Here is a 20,150-nt window from a genome sequence, read left to right as displayed (position 1 = left end):
ACACAACAGACCGGCCAGAACGATGCGTCCAGCATAAATGGCCGGTCGTTTGGCGTGTGGCAAACGAACGCCCGTTTGGCTTACCAAACAGCTGGATGGATTCTAAGGTGCTGTTCACCCGCCAAGTTGGCGGCCAAATCCATTTTTTCTAACTGTTGTTTCCCCAGGCGTGACACCACTAAAGTTGGCATGGAACCGCTTCACAGGCGACAATTCCAGGGTCATTCCGTACACGAACTCTGTTCGTCATTTCCACTGCAGGGCTGCAGTGTCCCCACTCCCGGAGGTTTCCATGAGCCTGACCGCCCCCAATCCCCTGGCCGATCTCGGCATCAAAACAACGGTGCATCTGAATCCTGGCGTGGACGAGCTGTATGCCCACGCCATTCGTCTGGGCGAAGGCGTGCAGGCCGCCTGCGGGCCGCTGACCGTGCGCACGAACAAAACGGGCCGCAGCCCCAAGGACCGTTTCATCGTGGAAGACGAGCAAACGCGGGACACGGTGTGGTGGGGCGGCTTTAACACTCCCATTGGCGCAGACGTGTTTGACCGCCTGCTGGAGAAGATGACCCGCTACGCGGCCGATAAGGAACTGTTTGTGCAGCAGGTGTACGCGGGGACTGACCCCCGCTACCGTATCGGCTGCCGTATGGTCACCGAGATGGCCTACCACTCGCTGTTTATCCGCAACATGTTCGTGCGGCCCAGCGAGGCAGAGCGGGCGAACTTCCACGAGGACTGGACGGTGCTGAATATCCCGTCGTTCAAGGCTGACCCGGCCACCGACGGCACCCGCAGCAACACCTTCATCATCGTGAATTTCACGCGCAAGATGATCATTGCGGGCGGCACCCAGTACGCGGGCGAGAACAAGAAGGGCATTTTCGGCGTGCTGAACTACCTGCTGCCGGCCCAGGGCGTGATGCCCATGCACTGCTCGGCCAATGTGGGGGCAGACGGCGATGTGGCGCTGTTTTTCGGCCTCAGCGGCACCGGCAAGACCACCCTCTCGGCCGACCCCAGCCGCAAGCTGATTGGCGACGACGAGCACGGCTGGACCGACACCGGCATCTTCAACTTTGAGGGCGGCTGCTACGCCAAAGTCATTAACCTGAACGCCGAGGCCGAGCCGGCCATCTACCAGACCACGCGCACCTACGGCACGGTGCTGGAAAACGTGGTGCTGGACGGCAGCGGCCTGCCCGACCTGAACGACGGCAGCCTGACCGAGAACACCCGCAGCGCCTACCCCATTGACCAGATTGCCAACGTGCAACCCGGCAGCATTGCCGGCCACCCCAAGAACATCGTGTTCCTGACCGCCGACGCCTACGGGGTGCTGCCGCCCATCTCGCGCCTGAGCCCGGAACAGACGATGTACCAGTTCATCAGCGGCTTTACTGCCAAGATTCCCGGCACCGAAGACGGCGTGACCGAGCCCAGCCCCACCTTCAGCACCTGCTTCGGCGCGCCCTTCATGCCCCGCCACCCCGGCGAGTACGCCCGTCTGCTGGCCCAGAAGGTGCAGGAGAGCGGCGCCCGCGTGTGGCTGGTGAACACCGGCTGGACCGGCGGCAAGTACGGCACCGGCAAGCGCATGAGCATTGCCCACACCCGCGCCATGCTGAGTGCGGCGCTGTCCGGGGCACTGGACCACGTGGCCTTTGAGAAAGAGCCTTTCTTCGGTCTGGAGATTCCTACCGAGGTGCCGGGCGTGCCCGCCGCCGTGCTGAATCCCCGCGAGGCCTGGAGCGATCAGGCGGCCTACGACGAGACCGCCTGCAAGCTGGCACGCATGTTCCGCGAGAACTTTGGGCGCTTTGAAGATGGCGTGAACCCGGCGGTGACCGCCAGCATGCCCAACCCCGACGCGTAAGGAGAAGAAAAAAAGGCGCCCGCACAGCTGATGCGGGCGCCTTCGGTTGTCCAGAAACCTCGGTGGTGGGAAGCTATGCAGGGTGCCCAACCTGACCGATAGCACCTCCTCGTGCAGCTGCCTTCGCCTTGCTCCTGGCAAGCGCTCCAGCGGGGAGTCAAGAGAAGACAGAGCCCGGCTTTCGACCTCTGGACGTCCCAGAGAGCGGTGCTGGAGTGACGATCTACAGAGAGAGGAGCCTTTCGCGAACCTCCAATAAAAAGCGCGCGCTGGCCTGTGCCAACGCGCGCCGTCGAGTTGTGCCTTACTCTTTCACACCGCCTGCCACAGCGCCGCCCACGAAGAAGTTCTGGAAGGCGTAGAACAGCGCAATGATCGGCAGGGCGCCCAGCGTGGCGGCAGCCGCGAACACGCCCCACTTGGTGCTGAATTGCCCGGTGGTGAACGAGCGCAGCATCACGCCCACCGTCCACTGCTCCACGCCAGTGAGCAGCACGTTCGCCAGGATGAACTCGGCGTAGGTGCCAATGAACTGGTTCAGGAAGATGAACACCATCATTCCGCCCGAGAGCGGCAGCACCACGCGCAGGAAGGTCTGCCAGCGGGTGGCGCCGTCCACCATCGCGGCTTCCTCCAGCGATTCGGGCAGGCTCTCCACGTAGCCTTTGAAAATCCAGGTGTTAAAGGCAATGGCACCGCCGGAATACGCCAGGATCAGGCCTGTGAAGGTGTTCGCCAGTCCCAGGTCGGTGAGCATCTTGTACACCGCCACCAGCGCCAAGAACACCGGGAACATCTGGATGAAGATGAAAAACAGCAGCGTCTGAAAGCGGCCGGCGAAGCGCAGCCGGGCCATGGCGTAGCCCGCCGTGGTGGACAGGATGATCGCCATGAGGCCCGTAATCCCCGACACCAGCAGCGTGTTGCGCACCGAGAGCACGAACTTGCTCTCGTTGGTCTCACCGGTGAACTGCGCCGGGGTCATGAACACCACGATCAGGGCCAGGGCGCCCAGCAGCAGCCAGCCGGCCCAGCGCATAGGCGTGCGCAGGCCCTCGGGGCGGCCGGACAGCTTGCTTACGCCTTTCATCAGCAGCAGCGCGGCGCCGGCCGCCCCGCCCAGCACGGCCAGCACCAGTTGCCACAGCGGCACGGTGAAGCCTTCAAACAGCTTGCGGAAGTTCTCGTAGCTCAGCACCTGCAGGTTGGGCAGCAGGCCCGAGCGGTACAGGATGTTGGGGTTTTCGAAGTCCGGGAAGGCAAAGAGGCTGTTGCGCGGATCGAAGGCGGCGATTAACACGTACACCAGGGGGTAGATGGCCACCAGCACCACCAGCATCAGGAAGAGGTGGGTCAGCTGCGTGCCCAGCACGCCCCAGTAGCTAATGCGGCGCCCGGTGCGCGCCATGCCCAGGCGTTGCCCAATAAAACTGGTCAGGGCCAGCAGACCAGTGGCCGCCAGCAGGAACAGCAGGAAACGCACCCACCCGCGCTCCACGAAGTAAATGGAGAAGCTTTTTTGCTTGTCCTGCAGGCTCTCGACCAGAACAGAGCCCAGGTACCCCAGGCCCAGCAGGATGGCGGCCAGCACCAGCCAGGGCAGCGCGCGGCGCAGGGGCCCCGGCTCGCGGTGCACGTAACCGCCCGGCGGCAGCGAGGACGGGCCTGAAGAAGAGGGACCAGGCACAGAGGTCATTTGCGGGCCTCCTCGAACACCCCAGCGGCCTTGAAGTTCACCACACTGATCGCCAGGGTCAGGAAGAAGATGATCAGGGCGATGGCGCTGGCCAGGGCGAAGTTCTGGCCGCCGCTGGATACGAAGGCGGTGTTGTAACCCCACGAGAGCAGGATGTCGGTGCTCTGGGCGGTGCTTTCGCGGCCTTCCTGTGCGGGGCCGCCCGCCGTGAGCAGGTAAATAATGCCGAAGTTGTTGAAGTTAAAGGCAAAGCCCGAGAGCAAAATCGGCGTGAACGAGGTGCGCAGCAGCGGCAGGGTGATGCCGGTGATCTGCTGCCAGCGGCTGGCACCGTCAATGCTGGCGGCCTCGTACAGGTCGTCGTTGATGGTGCTCAGGGCGCTGATGGTGGCAGTCATCATGTAGGGAAAGCCCAGCCACAGGTTCACCAGCAGAATGCTGATCTTGGCCCACAGCGGATCGTTCAGCCAGGGAATGGCCACGATGCCCAGGAGGCCCAGCGACTTGTTCACAATGCCGAACTGCTGGTTGAACAGCGCCACCCACATCTGCACGCTGATCACCGCTGGAATGGCCCACGGCAGGAACAGCAGCGTGCGGTAGATATTGCGGCCCTTGAGGTTCTTGTTGTACAGCAGGATGCCCAGAATCAGGCCGGCCAGCGCGTTGATCACCACCGTGCTGAAGGCGAACACCACCGTCCACAGGAACACTGGCCACAGGGCGCGACTGGCCTTGCTGAAAATCTCCTGGAAGTTGGCCAGCCCCACGTACCCGTAGCGGTTGATGCGGGTGGCCTCGGTCACGGCCAGGGTCTCGGCCACGGGGGCGCTGAGGGTCACGCGGTTGCCCTCCACACTGGCGACTTTCTGACGCACAGGGGTCGAGGCTTCCTCGTCGTAAAGCACAACGGTGTCTCCGGCGCAGGTGGGGGCCTTACATCTCAGGAACTGCGCGGCTGTCTCCTCGCCCAGCTCCGGAAGTGTCAGCACGCGGCGGTCGGCACTGAGGGTGGCCGCCGTGCGCGCCGCGCTGTCGGGGCTGCCGCTGTTCTGGCCACTGTAGTTGGTAAAGGCGTAATTGATGGTCAGAATGACCGGGAAGACCGTAAAGGCCAGCACGAAGACCAGCGCCGGCAGCAGGTAAAACCACGAGCCAATCCAGGGAAAGGTGTTGTAGGTCAGCGGCGCGAGCACCACCAGGGCCAGCAGCGACCACACCAGAATCAGGTAGGCGGGGGCGCCAGGGACCACCTGGGCCGTCAGCAGCGAAAGCAGCCAGCCGAGCAGCGCACTGGCGCCCAGCAGGGCCGCCAGAATCAGCACAGCCAGAAGAAAGCCGCGCGTGCCTTGCGGGGCCGGGGCGGCGCGCCGGGGCGCGCGGGCAGACAGCGTTGTGGTCATGAACGGTAAAGACCTCCCTGGCACGTGGGCCGGCGTGAAAGGTGCATCAAAGGCAGAGCCGCAAGATCAACAGCGCAGTGGGTGGCCGTACGGTACTTCATTCCTGCCCGGTAAGGCGGCGGGAACACCCACAGAAAATCGTCCAGAACCGGCGGAACTGCAGCCGCTTCTGGACGACCGGGGAAGCGTGCGCAACTGGCGAGCACGCTTCCCGGACCCTTACTTGATGTTGCCGTTGATTTCCTGCACAGCCTTATCCAGGATCTGCGCGTAGTTCTGGTTCGCCTTCTGCACGCTCTGGGCCACAGCCTGACTCCAGGGGCCCCACACGGCGCCCATCTGGGGCACGTTGGGCATGGGGGTACCGGCGCTGATGGCGCGGCCAAAGCCCACCACCACGGGGTCGGCCTTCAGCTTGGTGCGGGCCGAGAGGCTCACGGGGATGCGCCCGCCCGCCTTGTTAAAGGCCACCTGCGCGTCGCTGCCAGAGATCTGCTTGGCGAACTGCGCGGCCACCGCCTTCTGCTTGCTGTAGGCGTTCATCATGGTGCCCTGCACGCCCACGAAGGGGCTCCACTTGCCGCTGGCGCCGGGAGGGGTGGGGAAGTTCATGATGCCGTAGTCAATGCCGGCCTTCTTGATGTCGCCCATGTCCCAGGGCCCGGTCAGGAACATGGCCAAGCGGCCGTCCACGAAGGCGCTCTTGGCGGCGCCGCCGTCCACACCCTCGGGCACGAGGTTGTACTTGTAGCGCAGGTCGTTCAGGAAGGCGCTGGCCTTGTCGGCGCCCGCGTTGGCCAGACCCACGTCCTTGACGTTCAGGGTGCCGCCGTTGTTCTTGAACACATAACCGCCGTAGGCGCTGATGATCCCGTACTGCATGTAGGCGTTGCTCAGGTCCGCGAGGTACCCGAACTTGCCGCTGCCGCTGTTCTTCTGGGCGGCGGCCAGGAACTGGGCCCAGGTGGTGGGGGCCGTGGGCACCAGCTTCTTGTTGTAGATCACGGCCACGGCTTCGGCGAACATGGGGATGCCGAACAGCTTGCCCTGGTAGGTCATGGCGTTCAGGGCAGTGCGGTCATAGTCCGTGCGGCTGGTCACGTACTTGTCCATGGGCTCAATAACGCCCGCCGCCGCCAGCTGGCCCAGGCGGTCCTGGGGCAGGGTGGTCACGAGGTCCGGGCCCTGGCCCTTCGGGGCGCTCTGGATCAGCTTGTCGGGAATCTGGTCAAAGGGCACCGACACGAGGTTGACCGTGTGGCCGGTCTTGGCCTTGAACTGGGCGGCCTGCGTGCGCAGCCACGCCAGCTCCCCCTCACCGAAGTGCGTCCAGACCGTGATGGTCGCGGCGCTGGCTTGGCCCAGCAGGGCAAGGGACAGAATGGTCAGGGCTTTTTTCATAAGGCTCCTTGGATGGTGGGCGGCGCATACATGAACCGCTTCCACTCGGGGTTGTGGGTCCGCTGGCGTTCCATGTCGGGCGCGGTCGCCCGGGAAGCCAAGGTGAGCACCTCGGCAACAGTGAATTCCGGTTGCTCATGAACAGTATAGGCCTCGTCCCTTCTCTTGACAATGACCTGAACTCTCCTGTTTTTCACGTGTCAGTCAGTCAGGAATCACCTTCACTCAATGTGGAACGGCTGCCCGTGGGGGGCAGGGGGCGCCGGGCAGGCCCGGCCGTATGGAAGCGGTTCAGACTACTGTAGCGGATGGGCCTGGGCCCCTGCCACCGGCCGCCTAGGCACCTGCTGCGTAGGAGGGGACCCGGGCCACGCCTCCCCTGCAGGACACCTGCCCAGCCGGGCGGGCGCGTACACTGCCCGGATGACCCACACGCCCCCTGCCCTTCGTGATCGTCCCGGCCCCTACAATCCGGCCCGGGAATTGGCGGTGCGCGTGCTGGTACGGGTGCTGGGCGGCGAAGCCTTTGCGGCGCCCGCGCTGGACGCCGCGCTGCAACAGGCCCGGTTGCCGGGGCGCGACGCAGGACTGGCCACCCATATCGTGTACGGCACCCTGCGGCGAATTTTCAGCCTGCAGGCGGCCCTGTCGCCGCTGCTGCGCGGCCCCACGCACCCCAAGACACGCGCCCTGCTTCTGGCCGGCGCCTTTGAAAAGCTGTATCTGGGCACCCCGGCGCACGCGGTGGTCAGTGACTACGTGAATCTGGCGCGCGCGGCGCGGCTGGCGCCGCCCGGGCTGGTGAACGCCGTGCTGCGCCGCGTGACCCTGGACGGCGTACCCGTGGGCCCCCAGGCCGAGGTGCCCACGTGGCTGGCCGAGCTGTACCGCCGCGCCTACGGTGAAGCCACCGAGCGGGTGCTGGCCGACCTGCTGGAACCGCAGCCCCTGTGGCTGAGCCTCTCGGATGAAGGGGTGCGGGCCCTGGAAACCGAAGGCAGCGTAGTGGAGGGTGGCCCCCAGGGCGTGGACCGGGTGAGCCTGGAGCGCCCCCTGCGCCAGACGGCCGCCTACAGCCGGGGGCAGGCCCAGCCCATCAACCCTGCCAGCCTGGCGTGCGTGGACGCCCTGGGCGACATGTCCGGCGCGCGGGTGCTGGACCTGGCCGGGGGCGCGGGCGTGAAGGCCGCCATGCTGGCAACACGCGGCGCGAAGGTGACCAGCGTGGACCTCGTGGGGGCCAAACATGAGGCCGCCCGCGCCAACCTGCGCCGCCTGGGCTTGAAGGCCGACTTTCTGACCCACGACCTGACCCAGCCGCTGGCGGTGGCCCCCGCGCCCTTTGTGCTGCTGGACGCCCCCTGCACCGGCAGCGGCACCCTGCGCAGTCACCCGGAAATCAAACTGCGTCTGACCCCGGACGCCGTGGAAGAGATGGCGCACCTCCAGGGCCAGATGCTGCCCAACGCCGCCGCCCTGGTGGCGCCGGGCGGCACGCTGGTGTATTCGGTGTGCAGCGTGACCCCGCAGGAGGGGCCAGAGGTGGTGGCCCGCTTTCTGGAGGCGCAGCCCGCGTTTGCGGCGGAATCCGTGCCGAGCCTGGAGGTGCCCCATGTCCCCGCCGGCCCTGGCATCCTGACCGTGCCGGAAGGGGGCATTGACGGCTTTTTCATTGCCCGGCTGCGGCGGCAGGCGTAGCGGCGCGAGCTGCGCCCCGGCGTGCCCAGACCAGCACGCCGCCCAGCGCAGCCGCGCCCAGAGCCGCCGTCCAGGCCACCGCGCTGTTGGGCTGCACCGCCACGTTCTGCACGGTAACGCCCACCAGGGCCCAGATCACGGCCAGGGCGTAGGGCACGTTGCCTCGGCTCCAGCGGGTCAGGGCCGCCGCACAGAAGACACCCACCGCCAGCATCAGCACCGCCCAGGGGGTGGGGCCCAGGCCCAGCAGCGACTGCACACCGCTCTGATACAGCACCGACGCCGGGTTGGCGATGCTGGCCACCGTCACGTAACCCAGAAAGATGCTCAGCGGCGCGGCCACCAGCCAGTCCTGGGCCCGGGACAGAGGGGCGCGGGCATACCCCACGAAGGCCCCCAGCAGCGCCGACAGCATGCCGAACATGCACGCGACGGTGGCCCAGGCCCAGCCCAGGGTCTGCGCCAGCGCCCAGAGGGTGGTGAACAGAAACGCGGCGGCCGTCCACCCACCCACGCGGCGCAGCAGAGGGTCTGCCTGCTGGGCGGGCCGGGCCTGATAGGCGGCATAGATCAGTGAACCAGCGTAGATGACGAACCAGATGCTGAAGGTGTACAGGGCAGGCACCACCGGGGGCTCGGTGACCTCGCGCTCGGCGCCGAAGCCACGCACAGCGGCCACCCCGATGGCCGCCAGCTGCGCGCCGGCCAGCAGCAGGTTCAGGGCCTGCCGGGGCCGGAGGCGACGTGACCGGGCCGCTGCGGCATGAAGCCCCTCAGGCCGGTCCCCCGCGCCTCTTGAGTGAAGCGCCGCGAACACCCGTGTGGCCAGAGGACGGCCTGGGGCGGTGCTCGCCGCCTGATGGGGCGTGGGCTCAGCCGGCGAGGCGGCGCGGCCCAGAAACAGACGGCCCAGAGCCTGCCCTATCCGGGCGAAGAGGGGACGAAGGTGGAAGGTCAGGCCAGACACCATAGAAGTCACGCTCCCTGGCGGTGCGGGGCAACCACCTAGACACCGTCCGTGCAATGACGGTACGCGTGGCCGGGCGGGGTCAGCCGCAGGCGGGCCTACATTTTGGGCAAGGCCTGTTAACCCACAAATTGGCGCAGGCTGGCGTTCAGCCCCCCTGCCACTGGGGCTCAGGAGGGGCAGAGGCCTGCGCCTGCCCGGCCAGGGTGTCCAGCCAGCCCCGGTCCAGGGTCACGGCCCAGGACTCGCCCCAGGACAGGGTGAACAGGCTGGCGCACAGGGCGACGCGGCGCCCGGGCTGATCCAGCGTGGTCATGGCCTGCCGCTCGCCGAACAGGGGCGACTGCGCGGCCCAGCCCTGCGCAGCGGCTTCGGCCAGCCAGTGGGCAAAGGCGGCGCGCAGGTCACTGCCGGGGGCCAGGAGCAGCAAAAAGGAACCCGGATCGCCCGACCAGCGCTGCCCCGGCGGGGGCGAAAGCCACAGGGTGCCCGGAACATCCGCATCTGGGTAAGGCATCCAGCGCAGGGAGGTCGGGCCGTGTGCCGTAGGCGAATCCGCGATCACGGCGCGGTCTGCCCCCACCCGGAAGGCCTGGGGGCAGGGCGTGAAGGCCACAGTCCCCAGCCCCAAGGGCGCAAAGGCCGCCCCCAGGGCCGCCATCGCGGCGCGCCATGCCACCTGGCGCGCCGCCCAGTCGGCGGGCAGGTCCAGCAGCACGGCCTCTTCCCCACCCCGCCCGGCGCGGTACAGCCCCAGCGGCTGCACCCCAGGCGGCCACGCCACGCCCGACAGCGCGGCCGGCATATCCCCCACCCGCTTCATCTGGCGGGGGTTAGCGGGAAAGACCTGCGGGCGCCACAGCACCGACAGGGCAAAGCGCAGGCGGGCCAGCCACGGCCAGCGCATCGGCGTCCCCATAACCACCTGAACCAGAGGGGCGCGGGGCGGGGATACATGAACGTCCACCTTCCCTTCTGGCCCATGCAACCCAGCATAAAACCCGGCCCCAGCTGCACGCGGGGCCCGGCTGTTCTGATGTCTGTCGTTTACTCGCCCAGCGCGGCGTCCAGCGCGACTTCAATCATGGCGTTGAAGGTGAGCTGGCGTTCCTCGGCGGTGGTTTCCTCGTGGGTGACGAGGTGGTCGCTGATGGTGAGCACCGTCAGAGCCTTCACGCCGTGCTTGGCGGCCAGGGTGTACAGGCCCGCCGCTTCCATCTCCACGGCCAGCACACCGAACTGCGCCCACTGCTGGTACTGCTCGAACTGGTCCTGGTAGAAGGTGTCGCTGCTCATGATGTTGCCCACGTGGGTGGCGTGGCCGCGTTCGCGGGCAATCTGGTAGGCGCGCAGCAGCAGTTCAAAGTCGGCGATGGGCGCGAAGTTCTTGTGCCCAAAGCGGATGTTGTTGATGTTGCTGTCGGTGCAGGCCGCCTGCGCCAGTACGATGTCGCGCACATGCACATGCTCCTGGTAGCTTCCGGCCGTGCCCACGCGGATCAGCTGCTTGCAGCCGTAACCGGTAATCAGTTCGTGCACGTAGATCATGCTGGAGGCAATGCCCATGCCCGTGCCCTGCACAGAGACGCGCTTGCCCTTGTAGGTGCCGGTGTAACCGTGCATGCCGCGCACGGTGTTGTGCAGCACAGGGTTCTCGAAAAAGGTTTCGGCAATGTGCTTGGCGCGCAGGGGGTCGCCCGGCAGCAGGACGGTTTCGGCAATCTGGCCGGGTTCGGCGTTCAGGTGAAGACTCATGGCCCCCAGGCTACCAGGGGTCACGCGGCCCAGACGTCCCCCAGCGGCGGGGTTAAATTCCGAAACCCGTTGGAGCGCGCAGGGATGCTTCGCCATCGCCGTTGCCCCCTCTGGTCTTGTGTTCGCTCTGCGGGTCCGCTCAGGCTCATCTGATCCGAACTGCCGTTCATTTCTGCAACAGACCCTGATCTTCCTCTGCGGCGGAGCCTTCCAGGTCCAGTTTCCAGAACTCTGCTGTTGTTCCCTCTCTGCGAGTCTCTCTGGCCGGAACCATTCCGTCACTTCTGGCGGACTTTTCCAGAAGTCGTATGAGGCCTGTGTCAGCCGGGCAGGAGGGCGCGCGCCGCGTCCAGAAAGGCCGCCGGGTCCGGCGTGCTGCCCTGCGCCAGATCGGCCCGGCCGCCGCCCTTGCCCCCGGCCACCGCCAGCGCCGCGCGCAGCAACGCCGAGGCGTCTACGCCAGGCGCGGCGCTGCCCACGCCGCAGCGACCTTCCGGGGTGGTCGCCAGCACCACGTGGCCGGGGGGCAGGTCGCCCAGGGCCGCTGGCAGACCCGCCGGGCTGGGCAGGCCCACCACGCGAAGGGTCACGTCGCCACGGGGTTCCGCTGGCGCCGCGTCGCGCAGGGTGCGGGCCTGGGCGGCGTGCAGGGCGTCCAGTTCGGCCTGCAGCGCCCCCGCCTGTTCGCGCAGGGCCTGCACGCGCTCTGGCAGGCGCTCCACCGGCACGCTGAAGCCCTGGGCCAGCGCGCGGGCCTGGGCGTACACGCCCCCCAGAGAGGCGCTGGCTTCTTCGCCCGCCATGAAGGTCACGCGGGTCACGCCGCCCTTGATGCGCTCGTGGCGCAGCACGGCCACGGGGGCCGCCATGCTGGCGCGGGGCACGTGGGTGCCGCCGCAGGCGCTCACGTCAAAGGGCTGGCCCTGGGCGTCGCGGAAAATCACGAGGCGCACCTCGCCGCGCACCGCCGTCTCGCGGCGCAGGGGGTAGCGGTTCAGGTCACCCTCGGGCACCACGGGCGTTTCCAGGGTCAGTTCGGTGCGGCCCAGGGTTTCGCGCAGCAGGGTCTCGGCGGCGCGGATGTGGCGCTCGGCTGGGTCGCCGTGCAGGTCCAGGGTGCATTCGGGGCCCGCCATGTTCACAGCCGCCACCGTAAAGGCCGGGTTCACCCGCAAGAATGCCTGGGCCAGCAGGTGCTCGCCACTGTGGCGCTGCATGTGCCGCCAGCGCCGGGCCTGGTCCACCTCGCCCTGCACGGCCGCGCCGAGGGGCGGCAGGTCACCGGCCAGGGGGTGCCAGATCAGCCCGGTGGCCTTGTCCTTGCGGCCCCCCAGCACCCGGGCCTCGCCCCCGGGCCAGCGCAGGGTGCCGGTATCGGCCGCCTGCCCGCCGGCTTCGGGGTAGAGGGCAGTGGCGTCCAGGGCCACCTCTGATCCCTGCACCTGCGCCACCTGGGCCGCGAACGTGAACAGCGTGCTGTCGTGGTAGAGGGGGCGGGTCATGGAGGCCAGGGTAGCGCCCTGCACCGCTGGCGACCCAGGCGGCCCCGCAGCCAAACGCTCACTGGTCGCCCTCACAGCGGTCTTCCGTGACGTTAAGGGGAGGAAAGCACCCCGCTCAATTCCAACCGCTCTCTGGCGTGGTCACTCGCTCTGCTCCGCAGCTTTGCAAGCCCGCTCGCCTCACATGACCTGGAGGGTTCACCGTCAGGTCCTGTGGTGACCGCTCTCAGAGGTCCAGGTGGCGCAAGGTGCGCCCCGGGGGCAGCAGCCACACGCAGACCTCGATAGGACTGTCCTGGTCGGCCTGATCCAGCCCCACCGCCACTGTGCGGTCGGCCAGCAGCCAGTGGGTTCGGTGGGCTGGGCCTTCCTCTGACGGGGAGGGTGCGCCCAGTGTCTGCGCGGCTTCTGCCCGCAGGGGCTGCAACCGCTCGCTGGCTTCGGCCCAGCGGTCGTCAATGACGGCGTAGGGATCGTCCAGTTCTTCCTCGGTGTAGTCGCCGCGTCCGTCCAACAGCGCCTGAAAATCCTCGGACGTGTGGAGGACGGCGCGCAGAAAGAGGGTGCCGTCCGGGGCTTCCCGGCGCACCAAGTGGAGGCCTCCGGGAACGGCCACCCCCATTTCGGGGAGCGCCTCCCAGGTCAGAGGCAGGCTGAGCAGGGCCGGCCACAGGGCCGCGTGGGTCGCTGCAGAAAAGGACATGGCCTCACAGCCTAAGGCGTGGGGCGTCCGGTGGCCCGGCAGCAGCGGGGCCCCTTACGCGTTGGGTTTGAGCAGGTGGCCCAGGCAGTGGCCGTAACTCACGCCCTGGCGGGCATCGGTCACGAGGTCCTGCACGCTGAATTCCTGCAGCACGCCCAGCATGGCGTCGCGCATGCGGGTGTACACGGTGTTGCGCACGTGGCAGCGGGCCTCTTCCACACAGGGTTCGTGCCAGTTGAGGCTGATGCACGACAGCGGCGCCACCGGGCCGTCAATGGCGCGCACGACCTCGCACAGGCTGATCAGCTGGGGCTTACGCGCCAGTGCGTAGCCGCCGCCGATGCCCTTTTTGCTCTTCACCACGCCCTTGGCGCTCAGGGCCGCCAGAATGCGCACCAGATAGGGCCGGTGCACGCCCGTGGCCTCGCTGATCTCCTCGCTGGACACCCAGCGTTCGGGGAGCTGGGCGCCCAGGAATCCCAGCGCCTGAAAGGCGTAAACATCGGTGGCGGACAGCCGCATGGGGCGCAGTCTACCCCGGGTAGCGGCCCTGCAGGTACGCCAGGGCCACCGGGTCCACCTCGCCGCCCGCCACCCAGCGCTCTTCCAGGTTCTCGGTGCCGTACAGGGCCCAGGCCGCCGCCTCGGTCTGCGCGTCCCAGGCGCCGTCCGGCAGGGCCTGGGCGTAGCCCTGGCGCCGCAGCAGGGCGCGCAGCCAGTCCAGTTCGGCCGCCGTGAAGGGGCGCGTCTGCGCGGGGCGGGTGAACAACAGGTCGTGCAGGTCCAGCAGCCGCGCCAGCTCAGCGCAGGGCGCCTCGTGGTCGTCGGCGCGCAGGTTCACCCAGTCGTCGGTGAGGCCGCCGTAGCCTCGCCCCGGGCCCGCACACAGCAGCGCCGCCGATTGCCGCCCGCGCCGGTCCCCGCCCGCCCGGTCTCCTGCGTCCAGGGCCGCAAGCAGGCGCCGGGGCAGGGGCAGCCCGGTGCCCGCTTCCCAGGCCTCGCGCATGGCCGTCACCACCTCTTCGCCCGTCAGGATGTTGCCCTGGATCGCCACATCGGGCCCGGCGAAGCCACCAGCCCAGTCGTGGCACCCTGGCCCGGTGAAGGTGGCGCTGTGCCCCGAGGCCGACACCAGCCCAAACTGCCGCTGCCCGATGCCGGGGTCCTCGGCCTGAAACTGCGCCGACACCTGCTGGGGGCTTAGGCCCGCCGACAGGCGCCGCAACCCTTCGGGGCCAAAGGTGGGATTCACGTAACTCTGGGTGGCCACCGCGCCCACGCCGCCCTGCACAAAGGGCACCAGCGCCCCCACCGCCAGGAATTTGCTGGCCACCGCCACGCCCAGGTCACCTGTGAGCGGATCGCGCCCCACGATGGAAAAGGTCATGGGCGCAGTGTAGGGGGCCGGGCAAAGGGATTAACGTGGGCCTTGACGATTCTGGGGACGAGCATTGAAGGGCGCGCCGCTCGCACCGACAGCCCCCTGCTGTTCTGGCCGCTTACCGGGGCTCCCCCACTGCCCCATTCAGGAACGCTGCTGCCTGTGCCGGCGGCACCGGACGGCCTACGGCGTAGCCCTGAACCGCGTCGCAACCCAGCGCCGAAACCCACTCCACCTGCTGCGGGGTTTCGGCACCCTCGGCCAGCACCGAGATGCCCAGGGCATGCCCCAGCGCCACCACGCCGCGCACGACGCTGCGGTCAGGCGGACAGCCCTGCAGCGCCTGCACAAAGGAGCGGTCAATCTTCAGGGTGTTCACCGGAAACACGTTCAGGTGGCTGAGGCTGGAATAGCCGGTGCCGAAATCATCCAGTGCCATGCGCACGCCCAGCTCGCCAATCTCGGCCAGCACGCGCGCGGCCCGAATCGGGTCCACCAGCAGGGTGCTCTCGGTGAGTTCCAGTTCCAGCTGCCCAGGCGCCAGATCACTGCTGCCCAGGACGGCCCGCACCTCGTCCACCAGCGGCGGGTGCAACTGCGCGGCCGAGACATTCACCGCCATGCGCAGGGGCCGCCCCGACTGCGCGCTCCAGCGCTGCAGCTGCGCGCAGGCTTCGCGCATCACCCAGCGGCCCAGCGGAACGATCAGGCCCGTGCGCTCGGCCACCGGCAAAAAGGCGCCCGGCGGAATCAGGCCCTGTTCGGGGTGCCGCCAGCGCACCAGCGCCTCGAACCCACTGATGGTCATGGACGGCAACTCGAACTGCGGCTGGTAATGCAGTTCCAGCTGCCCGCCCTGCAGCAGGGCCTGGCGCAGATCGTGCTCGTACTGCAGCGCCGTGTACTGGCCGGCGGGCGCCGCCGACACGAAATGGTGCAGGCCCTGCCCGGTGCGTTTGGCGTGGTACATGGCTTCATCAGCGCGCTGCAGCACGGCCGCGACCTCGGTGCCGTCGCGCGGCGCGCTGCTGGCCCCCATACTCACGGCGGGCGTAATCTCGTAGCCGGCCACCTGCAGGGGCCCCTGCACGCCGGCCAGCACGCGCTGGGCCCATTCGGTTTCCTCGGCCTGGGTCTGCACCGGCAGGGCCAGGGCAAACTCGTCGCCGCCCAGGCGGGCCGCCAGCCCCTGGGGCGGCAGGCAGGCCCGCAGGCGCTCGGCCATCACCTGCAGGTAAGTGTCGCCCGCCGCATGCCCCAGGGTGTCGTTCACCCACTTCAGGCGGTCAATGTCCAGAAACAGCACCAGCACGGCGCCCCCGCCCGTCTGCTGGGCATGCAGCCACTCACCTAGACGGTCCAGAAAGGCGCGGCGGTTGGGCAGACCCGTCAGGGCGTCGTGCAGCGCGAGGTGCGCCAGCCGCTGGCGCTGGCGCCGCCGCTCGGTGCTGAGGGTGGCCAGCACCAGCGTGGTCAGGGCCAGGGTGGTCATCAGCAGTTGCATATCCAGGCGCTGCTTCACCGGCGCGCTGGTGGCCCAGGCCATCAGGGTGATGCCCACGCTCATCAGGAGATTGCCAAAGGTGGCCAGGGGCAGCCCCTGGTGCAGCGCCAGCCACAGCAGCGGCAGAAAACACAGGTACAGCACCTGCAGGTCGTGGGCCGCTGCCAGCCCGAACACCAGCAGCAGCGTGGCAGGAATGGCCAGCAGTTGCAGCCCCAGCACAGCGGCCCGGGCCCCCTGCATCGGCCCGTCTGACGCCCCCGCGCCGGCCCGGGCGCGGCGCAGCAACAGCAGCGGCGGGGTCAGGGCCATGATGCCCACCAGATCGCCCACCCACCAGTTCAGAATGGCCGTGGACCAGGGCAGGGCGGGCAAGTGGCCCGCCAGCTTCAGGGACGACACCGTGCCCAGGGCCGCCAGCCCCGAGGCGAGAAGGGCCGCCGTGGCAAAGCGGGCCACATCGCGCAGCCCCACCAGCCCGGTGCGCCAGCCGGCGCTGCGCCGCAGCAGGGCGGCCCCCACCACGTAGGCCCCCACCGTGATCAGCGCGGCCACCGTGTCCGGCGGGTGCGGCGAGAGCAGCAGGCCGCCCAGCGTTACCGTCACCAACACCCACGGCGCAAAACGCAGGCCGCAGATGGTCAGGAAGGCCAGGATCAAGCCGGCGGGCAGGTACCACGCCGAGAGCCCGGGCACCCCCTGAAAGTGCAGGGAGGTGGCCTGCAACCCCAGGTACAGCGCCGTGAACAGCGCCGCCAGCCACACGGCAGACCAGCCACCAGACCACAGGAATGAGAGCAGAGCAAAACGACGCGGCGGCACCTTGGACCTCCTGGGACGGGCCCTTTGCGCGGGCCAGAGCCTGCGCGGCGCCCTACAGAGGCGCGCCCCCCCGTCCATTGTAATGAGAAGCCCCGTCCGCCCCCGTGTTAGCCTCGGGCCCGATGACCTTCGCGCAGGCCGTGACCGACCGCACCCGCCGCCTTGCCACCCGCCTGTGCGTGGGCCTGGACCCCCGCCTGGAGGCCTACCGCGATCTGGACCACCTGCGCGCCCACACGCTGGACGTGCTGGAGGCCACCGCGCCCTACGCCGCGTGCATCAAGCCGCAGCTGGCCTTTTACGAGGCGGTGGGGCTGGCCGGGCTGACAGTGCTGCACGAGGTCTGCGCCGCTGCGCGCACGCTGGGGCTGCCGGTGCTGCTGGACGGCAAACGGGGCGACATTGGCTCCACCGCCCAGGCCTACGCCCAGGGCTGGCTGGCTGGGGACCACGCGGGCTCGGCGCTGACGGTCAATCCTTTTCTGGGCTTTGAAACACTGACGCCCTTTGTGGAGACCGCCCGCGCCCACGGCGGCGCGGTGTTCGTGCTGGTGAAAACCAGCAACCCCGGGCAGGCCGACCTGCAGGGCCACGGGATCAGCGAGCGCGTGGCCGATGAAGTGACGCGCCTGAATGCCCAGGAGGACGGCGAGTATGCCAGCGTGGGGGCAGTGGTGGGGGCCACCCATCCGCAGGATCTGGCCGCCTACCGGGCCCGCCTGCCCCGGGCGCTGCTGCTGCTGCCCGGGTTGGGGGCGCAGGGGGCAGGCGCGGCAGAGCTGGCCCCGGCCTTCGATGCCGGCGGCACCGGGGCGCTGGCGAGTGCCAGCCGGGGGGTGCAGTACGCCCAGGGGCTGGAGGTGGCGGCAAGTGTGGCGGCGGCCCAGGACTTCCGCGACGAGCTGAACCGCGCCCTGGCCTGAACGGCCGCTGTCAGGGCGGGAGGGGCGGCCCCTCCCCCGTCCGCGCTCAGCCGTCCAGATTGACGCTGAACAACCCTTGGCTGGAGCGCTGCGCGGCGGCGGCAGGAGTGAGGCGCATGGCCAGATCCCGCAGGGCGCGCAGCGCGCTGTCTTCCAGCTGCCCGGCCTGCCCCACCAGCCGCGACTGGCGCTGCACCGCCTCCACCCGGGGCCGCCGCAGGGCCTCGTAGCGGGCCAGGGCCGCCGGCACGTCATTGGCGGTCAGCATCTGCTGGCTCAGCACCCAGGCGTCTTCCAGCGCCATGGCCGCCCCCTGCCCCAGATTCGGGGTCATGGCGTGCGCGGCGTCACCCAGCAGCGTCACAGAGCCCTGGCTCCAGCGGCGCAGGCGAATCTCGTGAATGTCGGTGCGGATCACCGGGGTATCGGCCCCAAGGCCCGCCAGCACGCCAGGGACTGGACCACCGAAGGGGGCCGCGTGGGCCAGCACTTCGGCCACGGTCCCAGGCGGTTTCGCGCCCTGGGGGGGCTGCTCTGGGGCGTTGACGGTCAGGTAGCCGTAGGTCTGGGCCGGCCCAATCGGCACCAGCCCCAGGCGGCAGCCCAGGCCCCACAGTTCGGTGGCCTGGGCCGGGCCCGGGCGGGGCACCACAAAGCGCCAGCTGGTGTACCCCGCGTAGCGCGGCACCACGGCCCCGAACAGGAGCGCCCGCACCGAGGAGTGCAGGCCGTCGGCCCCGACCACGGCGCGGCACCGCTGAACCGTGCCGTCGCTGAGGGTGACCTCCACGCCCGCCCGCTGCGGATGCAGCGCGCGCAGGGTGGTCCCCATGAGCAATTGCGCCTCCAGCCCCTGGCTGAGGATGCCCTGCAGCGCCGCGCGGTGCAGCCCCACCGCCCCGCCGGACGCCGCGTAGGACAGGGTCTGTAGTGGCCGCCCCGCAGCAGTGGTCAGCTGGGCGCCGCTGAGCGGGTGCCCGGCGGCGCGCACGGCCTCGCCCAGTCCCAGCCGGTCCAGCACCCGCAGCGCGTTGCCGGCCAGAATCAGGCCTGCGCCCACGGGCCGCAGAGCCTCTGCCTTCTCGATCACCCGGACGGGCACGCCTTGACGGGTCAGCGCCTGGGCCAGCGCCAGCCCGCCAATACCTGCGCCCACGATGAGCACCGGGGCCGTCATGCCGGGCCCCCGGCCGCCGCGCCGGCCTGCAGGGCACGCAACTGCAGGGCCAGCAGCGCCGCCAGTTGCGCGCGGGTGTTCGCCAACGTGACCCCGCCCGACAGCCACCCCACCAGACACGCCTGATACAGCGAAAAGAGGGCAAAGGCAGCGGTCTGCGGGTCCAGGTCGGCGGTCACCTCGCCGGCCAGCTGGCGGGCCCGCAGCAGGCCCGCCAGCTGGGCCACGAAGGCGTGGCCCTGTTCCAGTTCGCGCGCGCGCCAGGGGCTGTCATGAAACAGCACCAAGCGCAGAAAATCGCTGGCCAGTGCCGGCCGCGCCTCGTAAAAGGCAAAGAAGGGGTCGAACAGGCCGGGCAGCACCTGTGACAGCGGCCCGGTCAGCCGCTCCGGGGCGAGGGCCTCCTCGATGGTCTGGGCAATCACGTCATGAAAAACCATCAGCAGCAGATCGGCCTTGTCGGTGGCGTAGCGGAAGACAGTGCCGGCCGCCACATCTGCCTCGGCGGCAATCTGCCGGATGGTGGTGGCCTCGTACCCCTGCGCGGTGAACAGGGTCAGGGCGGCGGCCTGGATGCGTGAACGCTTGTCCTGCTTGTGGCGCTCGCGGCGGCTGGGGGTGTCGGGGCGTGGGGAGGTCATGACGCGGCCTCTGGGGGTGCCACCCGGACCCGGGCCTCAGCGGCCATCAGCAGGAGTGCCGGCACCAGATTCAGCCAGAAGCCGCTGATGGGCGCCAGGATGAGCTGCAAGGCCGTCAGCACCAGCAGGCCCAGGCCGCTGCCGGGCACCGGCTGTCTTCCCTCGCGGGCCGCAGCCAGCACCCACAGGCCCCAGAGCGCCTGCACGCCCGCAAAGCTGCCCAGCGAACTCCAGAACGCGGCGTGCTGCTCCGGCTGCGGCGGGCCCCACGGCGCACCGATCATGCCCAGCAGACCGTCTGGCGCCAGTGTTCGCAGCCCCGGCAGCACGCTCCCCAGGGCCAGCACCATGTGGCCCAGCGCCACCGCAATCAACAGCCGTCCCGCCCAACGTTGCATAGCCTCTCCTTTGGTGAACATGATCAAAAATGAACACGTTCATTTTTAAAGGGGGCGTTGAGTCGGGGCTAGGAAAAATGTCCCCTTCGCCTGCAGAGGGGACATTTGAGCGCCCTGCTCCTCAACCGGTACTTTGCTGAGAAACAGAGCGACAGAGAAGCTCGCCAGTGCCTAATTCCGGCGTAATACAAATTTGAAGTATAGTTAGTGTATCAAAGCGATCATTCCTCTGAAGCACTTAGATGAAGACGAACTGCTGCGTCGTCAACGCCAAGCCTCAACCGCCGACGAGCGTGATCGTTG

At 68.7% G+C, this 20,150-nt stretch carries 17 protein-coding genes; 3 read left to right on the top strand and 14 right to left on the bottom strand.

The genetic code is table 11. From position 1 onward, the window contains the following. Positions 1 to 292: 292 nt before the first annotated feature. Positions 293 to 1,876, top strand: a complete 1,584-nt coding sequence (gene pckA, locus KMW22_RS09265) for a phosphoenolpyruvate carboxykinase (ATP) (protein ID WP_221089765.1) — start codon at positions 293 to 295, stop codon at positions 1,874 to 1,876. A 304-nt stretch (positions 1,877 to 2,180) separates the two neighbouring features. On the opposite strand, the gene KMW22_RS09260 is transcribed toward pckA, so the two are convergent. The 3 genes from KMW22_RS09260 to KMW22_RS09250 form a co-directional block, all read right to left on the bottom strand. Further along, entirely contained in the window at positions 2,181 to 3,572 is a 1,392-nt protein-coding gene (locus KMW22_RS09260) for a sugar ABC transporter permease (protein ID WP_221089764.1), read from the bottom strand. Next, positions 3,569 to 4,975, bottom strand: a complete 1,407-nt coding sequence (locus KMW22_RS09255) for an ABC transporter permease subunit (protein WP_221089763.1) — start codon at positions 4,973 to 4,975, stop codon at positions 3,569 to 3,571. Before KMW22_RS09255 ends, KMW22_RS09260 begins: the two co-directional genes overlap by 4 nt. 219 nt (positions 4,976 to 5,194) lie before the next feature. Next, entirely contained in the window at positions 5,195 to 6,376 is a 1,182-nt protein-coding gene (locus tag KMW22_RS09250; RefSeq protein WP_221089762.1) for a sugar ABC transporter substrate-binding protein, read from the bottom strand. A 423-nt stretch (positions 6,377 to 6,799) separates the two neighbouring features. Here KMW22_RS09250 and KMW22_RS09245 point away from each other — a divergent pair, with 423 nt between their 5' ends. Next, positions 6,800 to 8,074 (top strand): RsmB/NOP family class I SAM-dependent RNA methyltransferase, encoded by a 1,275-nt coding sequence (locus KMW22_RS09245; RefSeq protein ID WP_221089761.1) that lies wholly within the window; start codon positions 6,800 to 6,802, stop codon positions 8,072 to 8,074. Here the strand turns inward: KMW22_RS09245 and KMW22_RS09240 are convergent. From KMW22_RS09240 to KMW22_RS09205, 8 genes are all read right to left on the bottom strand, one after another. Further along, the gene (locus tag KMW22_RS09240; RefSeq protein WP_221089760.1) at positions 8,046 to 9,053 is read right to left on the bottom strand and encodes a hypothetical protein; all 1,008 of its coding nucleotides are present in this window, start codon (positions 9,051 to 9,053) and stop codon (positions 8,046 to 8,048) included. The genes KMW22_RS09245 and KMW22_RS09240 overlap by 29 nt on opposite strands. A 136-nt stretch (positions 9,054 to 9,189) precedes the next feature. Further along, the gene (locus tag KMW22_RS09235; RefSeq protein WP_221089759.1) at positions 9,190 to 9,960 is read right to left on the bottom strand and encodes a hypothetical protein; all 771 of its coding nucleotides are present in this window, start codon (positions 9,958 to 9,960) and stop codon (positions 9,190 to 9,192) included. A gap of 128 nt (positions 9,961 to 10,088) precedes the next feature. Then, entirely contained in the window at positions 10,089 to 10,796 is a 708-nt protein-coding gene (gene deoD, locus KMW22_RS09230; RefSeq protein WP_221089758.1) for a purine-nucleoside phosphorylase, read from the bottom strand. 320 nt (positions 10,797 to 11,116) lie between these two features. After that, positions 11,117 to 12,298, bottom strand: coding sequence for an alanyl-tRNA editing protein (locus KMW22_RS09225; protein WP_221089757.1), 1,182 nt, complete (start codon positions 12,296 to 12,298; stop codon positions 11,117 to 11,119). 226 nt (positions 12,299 to 12,524) lie between these two features. Then, complete coding sequence (locus KMW22_RS09220) at positions 12,525 to 13,001, bottom strand: hypothetical protein (RefSeq protein ID WP_221089756.1); 477 nt, start codon at positions 12,999 to 13,001, stop codon at positions 12,525 to 12,527. A 54-nt stretch (positions 13,002 to 13,055) separates the two neighbouring features. Next, entirely contained in the window at positions 13,056 to 13,523 is a 468-nt protein-coding gene (locus KMW22_RS09215; RefSeq protein ID WP_221089755.1) for an Rrf2 family transcriptional regulator, read from the bottom strand. Positions 13,524 to 13,533: 10 nt separating this feature from the next. After that, positions 13,534 to 14,388 carry a DUF1028 domain-containing protein gene (locus tag KMW22_RS09210; protein WP_221089754.1) on the bottom strand — a complete coding sequence of 285 codons (855 nt, stop codon included), beginning with the start codon at positions 14,386 to 14,388 and terminating at the stop codon, positions 13,534 to 13,536. Between the two features lie 112 nt (positions 14,389 to 14,500). Next, complete coding sequence (locus KMW22_RS09205; protein WP_221089753.1) at positions 14,501 to 16,708, bottom strand: putative bifunctional diguanylate cyclase/phosphodiesterase; 2,208 nt, start codon at positions 16,706 to 16,708, stop codon at positions 14,501 to 14,503. A 122-nt stretch (positions 16,709 to 16,830) separates the two neighbouring features. Between KMW22_RS09205 and pyrF the strand changes: the two genes are divergently transcribed. Continuing rightward, a complete protein-coding gene (gene pyrF / locus KMW22_RS09200; protein WP_221089752.1) occupies positions 16,831 to 17,631 on the top strand; it encodes an orotidine-5'-phosphate decarboxylase in 801 nt (266 codons plus the stop codon). Positions 17,632 to 17,677: 46 nt separating this feature from the next. On the opposite strand, the gene KMW22_RS09195 is transcribed toward pyrF, so the two are convergent. Genes KMW22_RS09195 through KMW22_RS09185 form a run of 3 tightly spaced genes read right to left on the bottom strand, consistent with a single transcriptional unit; the run spans position 17,678 to position 19,847 of the window. Further along, complete coding sequence (locus KMW22_RS09195; RefSeq protein ID WP_221089751.1) at positions 17,678 to 18,808, bottom strand: FAD-dependent monooxygenase; 1,131 nt, start codon at positions 18,806 to 18,808, stop codon at positions 17,678 to 17,680. Then, entirely contained in the window at positions 18,805 to 19,449 is a 645-nt protein-coding gene (locus KMW22_RS09190; protein WP_221089750.1) for a TetR/AcrR family transcriptional regulator, read from the bottom strand. Before KMW22_RS09190 ends, KMW22_RS09195 begins: the two co-directional genes overlap by 4 nt. Next, positions 19,446 to 19,847: a DUF6463 family protein gene (locus KMW22_RS09185; protein ID WP_221089749.1), complete on the bottom strand. Its 402-nt coding sequence runs from the start codon at positions 19,845 to 19,847 to the stop codon at positions 19,446 to 19,448. Before KMW22_RS09185 ends, KMW22_RS09190 begins: the two co-directional genes overlap by 4 nt. Positions 19,848 to 20,150: the final 303 nt, after the last annotated feature.

It is taken from the genome of Deinococcus aquaedulcis, from assembly GCF_019693445.1.
Taxonomy (GTDB): domain Bacteria; phylum Deinococcota; class Deinococci; order Deinococcales; family Deinococcaceae; genus Deinococcus; species Deinococcus aquaedulcis.
This window is presented reverse-complemented; position numbering and strand designations above follow the sequence as displayed.

Excerpts from the sequence above, each read along its gene's own strand:
- pckA (WP_221089765.1), top strand. The coding sequence starts at position 293 with ATGAGCCTGACCGCCCCCAATCCCCTGGCCGATCTCGGCATCAAAACA.
- KMW22_RS09260 (WP_221089764.1), bottom strand. The coding sequence starts at position 3,572 with ATGACCTCTGTGCCTGGTCCCTCTTCTTCAGGCCCGTCCTCGCTGCCG.
- KMW22_RS09255 (WP_221089763.1), bottom strand. The coding sequence starts at position 4,975 with ATGACCACAACGCTGTCTGCCCGCGCGCCCCGGCGCGCCGCCCCGGCC.
- KMW22_RS09250 (WP_221089762.1), bottom strand. The coding sequence starts at position 6,376 with ATGAAAAAAGCCCTGACCATTCTGTCCCTTGCCCTGCTGGGCCAAGCC.
- KMW22_RS09245 (WP_221089761.1), top strand. The coding sequence starts at position 6,800 with ATGACCCACACGCCCCCTGCCCTTCGTGATCGTCCCGGCCCCTACAAT.
- KMW22_RS09235 (WP_221089759.1), bottom strand. The coding sequence starts at position 9,960 with ATGGGGACGCCGATGCGCTGGCCGTGGCTGGCCCGCCTGCGCTTTGCC.
- deoD (WP_221089758.1), bottom strand. The coding sequence starts at position 10,796 with ATGAGTCTTCACCTGAACGCCGAACCCGGCCAGATTGCCGAAACCGTC.
- KMW22_RS09225 (WP_221089757.1), bottom strand. The coding sequence starts at position 12,298 with ATGACCCGCCCCCTCTACCACGACAGCACGCTGTTCACGTTCGCGGCC.
- KMW22_RS09220 (WP_221089756.1), bottom strand. The coding sequence starts at position 13,001 with ATGTCCTTTTCTGCAGCGACCCACGCGGCCCTGTGGCCGGCCCTGCTC.
- KMW22_RS09215 (WP_221089755.1), bottom strand. The coding sequence starts at position 13,523 with ATGCGGCTGTCCGCCACCGATGTTTACGCCTTTCAGGCGCTGGGATTC.
- KMW22_RS09210 (WP_221089754.1), bottom strand. The coding sequence starts at position 14,388 with ATGACCTTTTCCATCGTGGGGCGCGATCCGCTCACAGGTGACCTGGGC.
- pyrF (WP_221089752.1), top strand. The coding sequence starts at position 16,831 with ATGACCTTCGCGCAGGCCGTGACCGACCGCACCCGCCGCCTTGCCACC.
- KMW22_RS09195 (WP_221089751.1), bottom strand. The coding sequence starts at position 18,808 with ATGACGGCCCCGGTGCTCATCGTGGGCGCAGGTATTGGCGGGCTGGCG.
- KMW22_RS09190 (WP_221089750.1), bottom strand. The coding sequence starts at position 19,449 with ATGACCTCCCCACGCCCCGACACCCCCAGCCGCCGCGAGCGCCACAAG.
- KMW22_RS09185 (WP_221089749.1), bottom strand. The coding sequence starts at position 19,847 with ATGCAACGTTGGGCGGGACGGCTGTTGATTGCGGTGGCGCTGGGCCAC.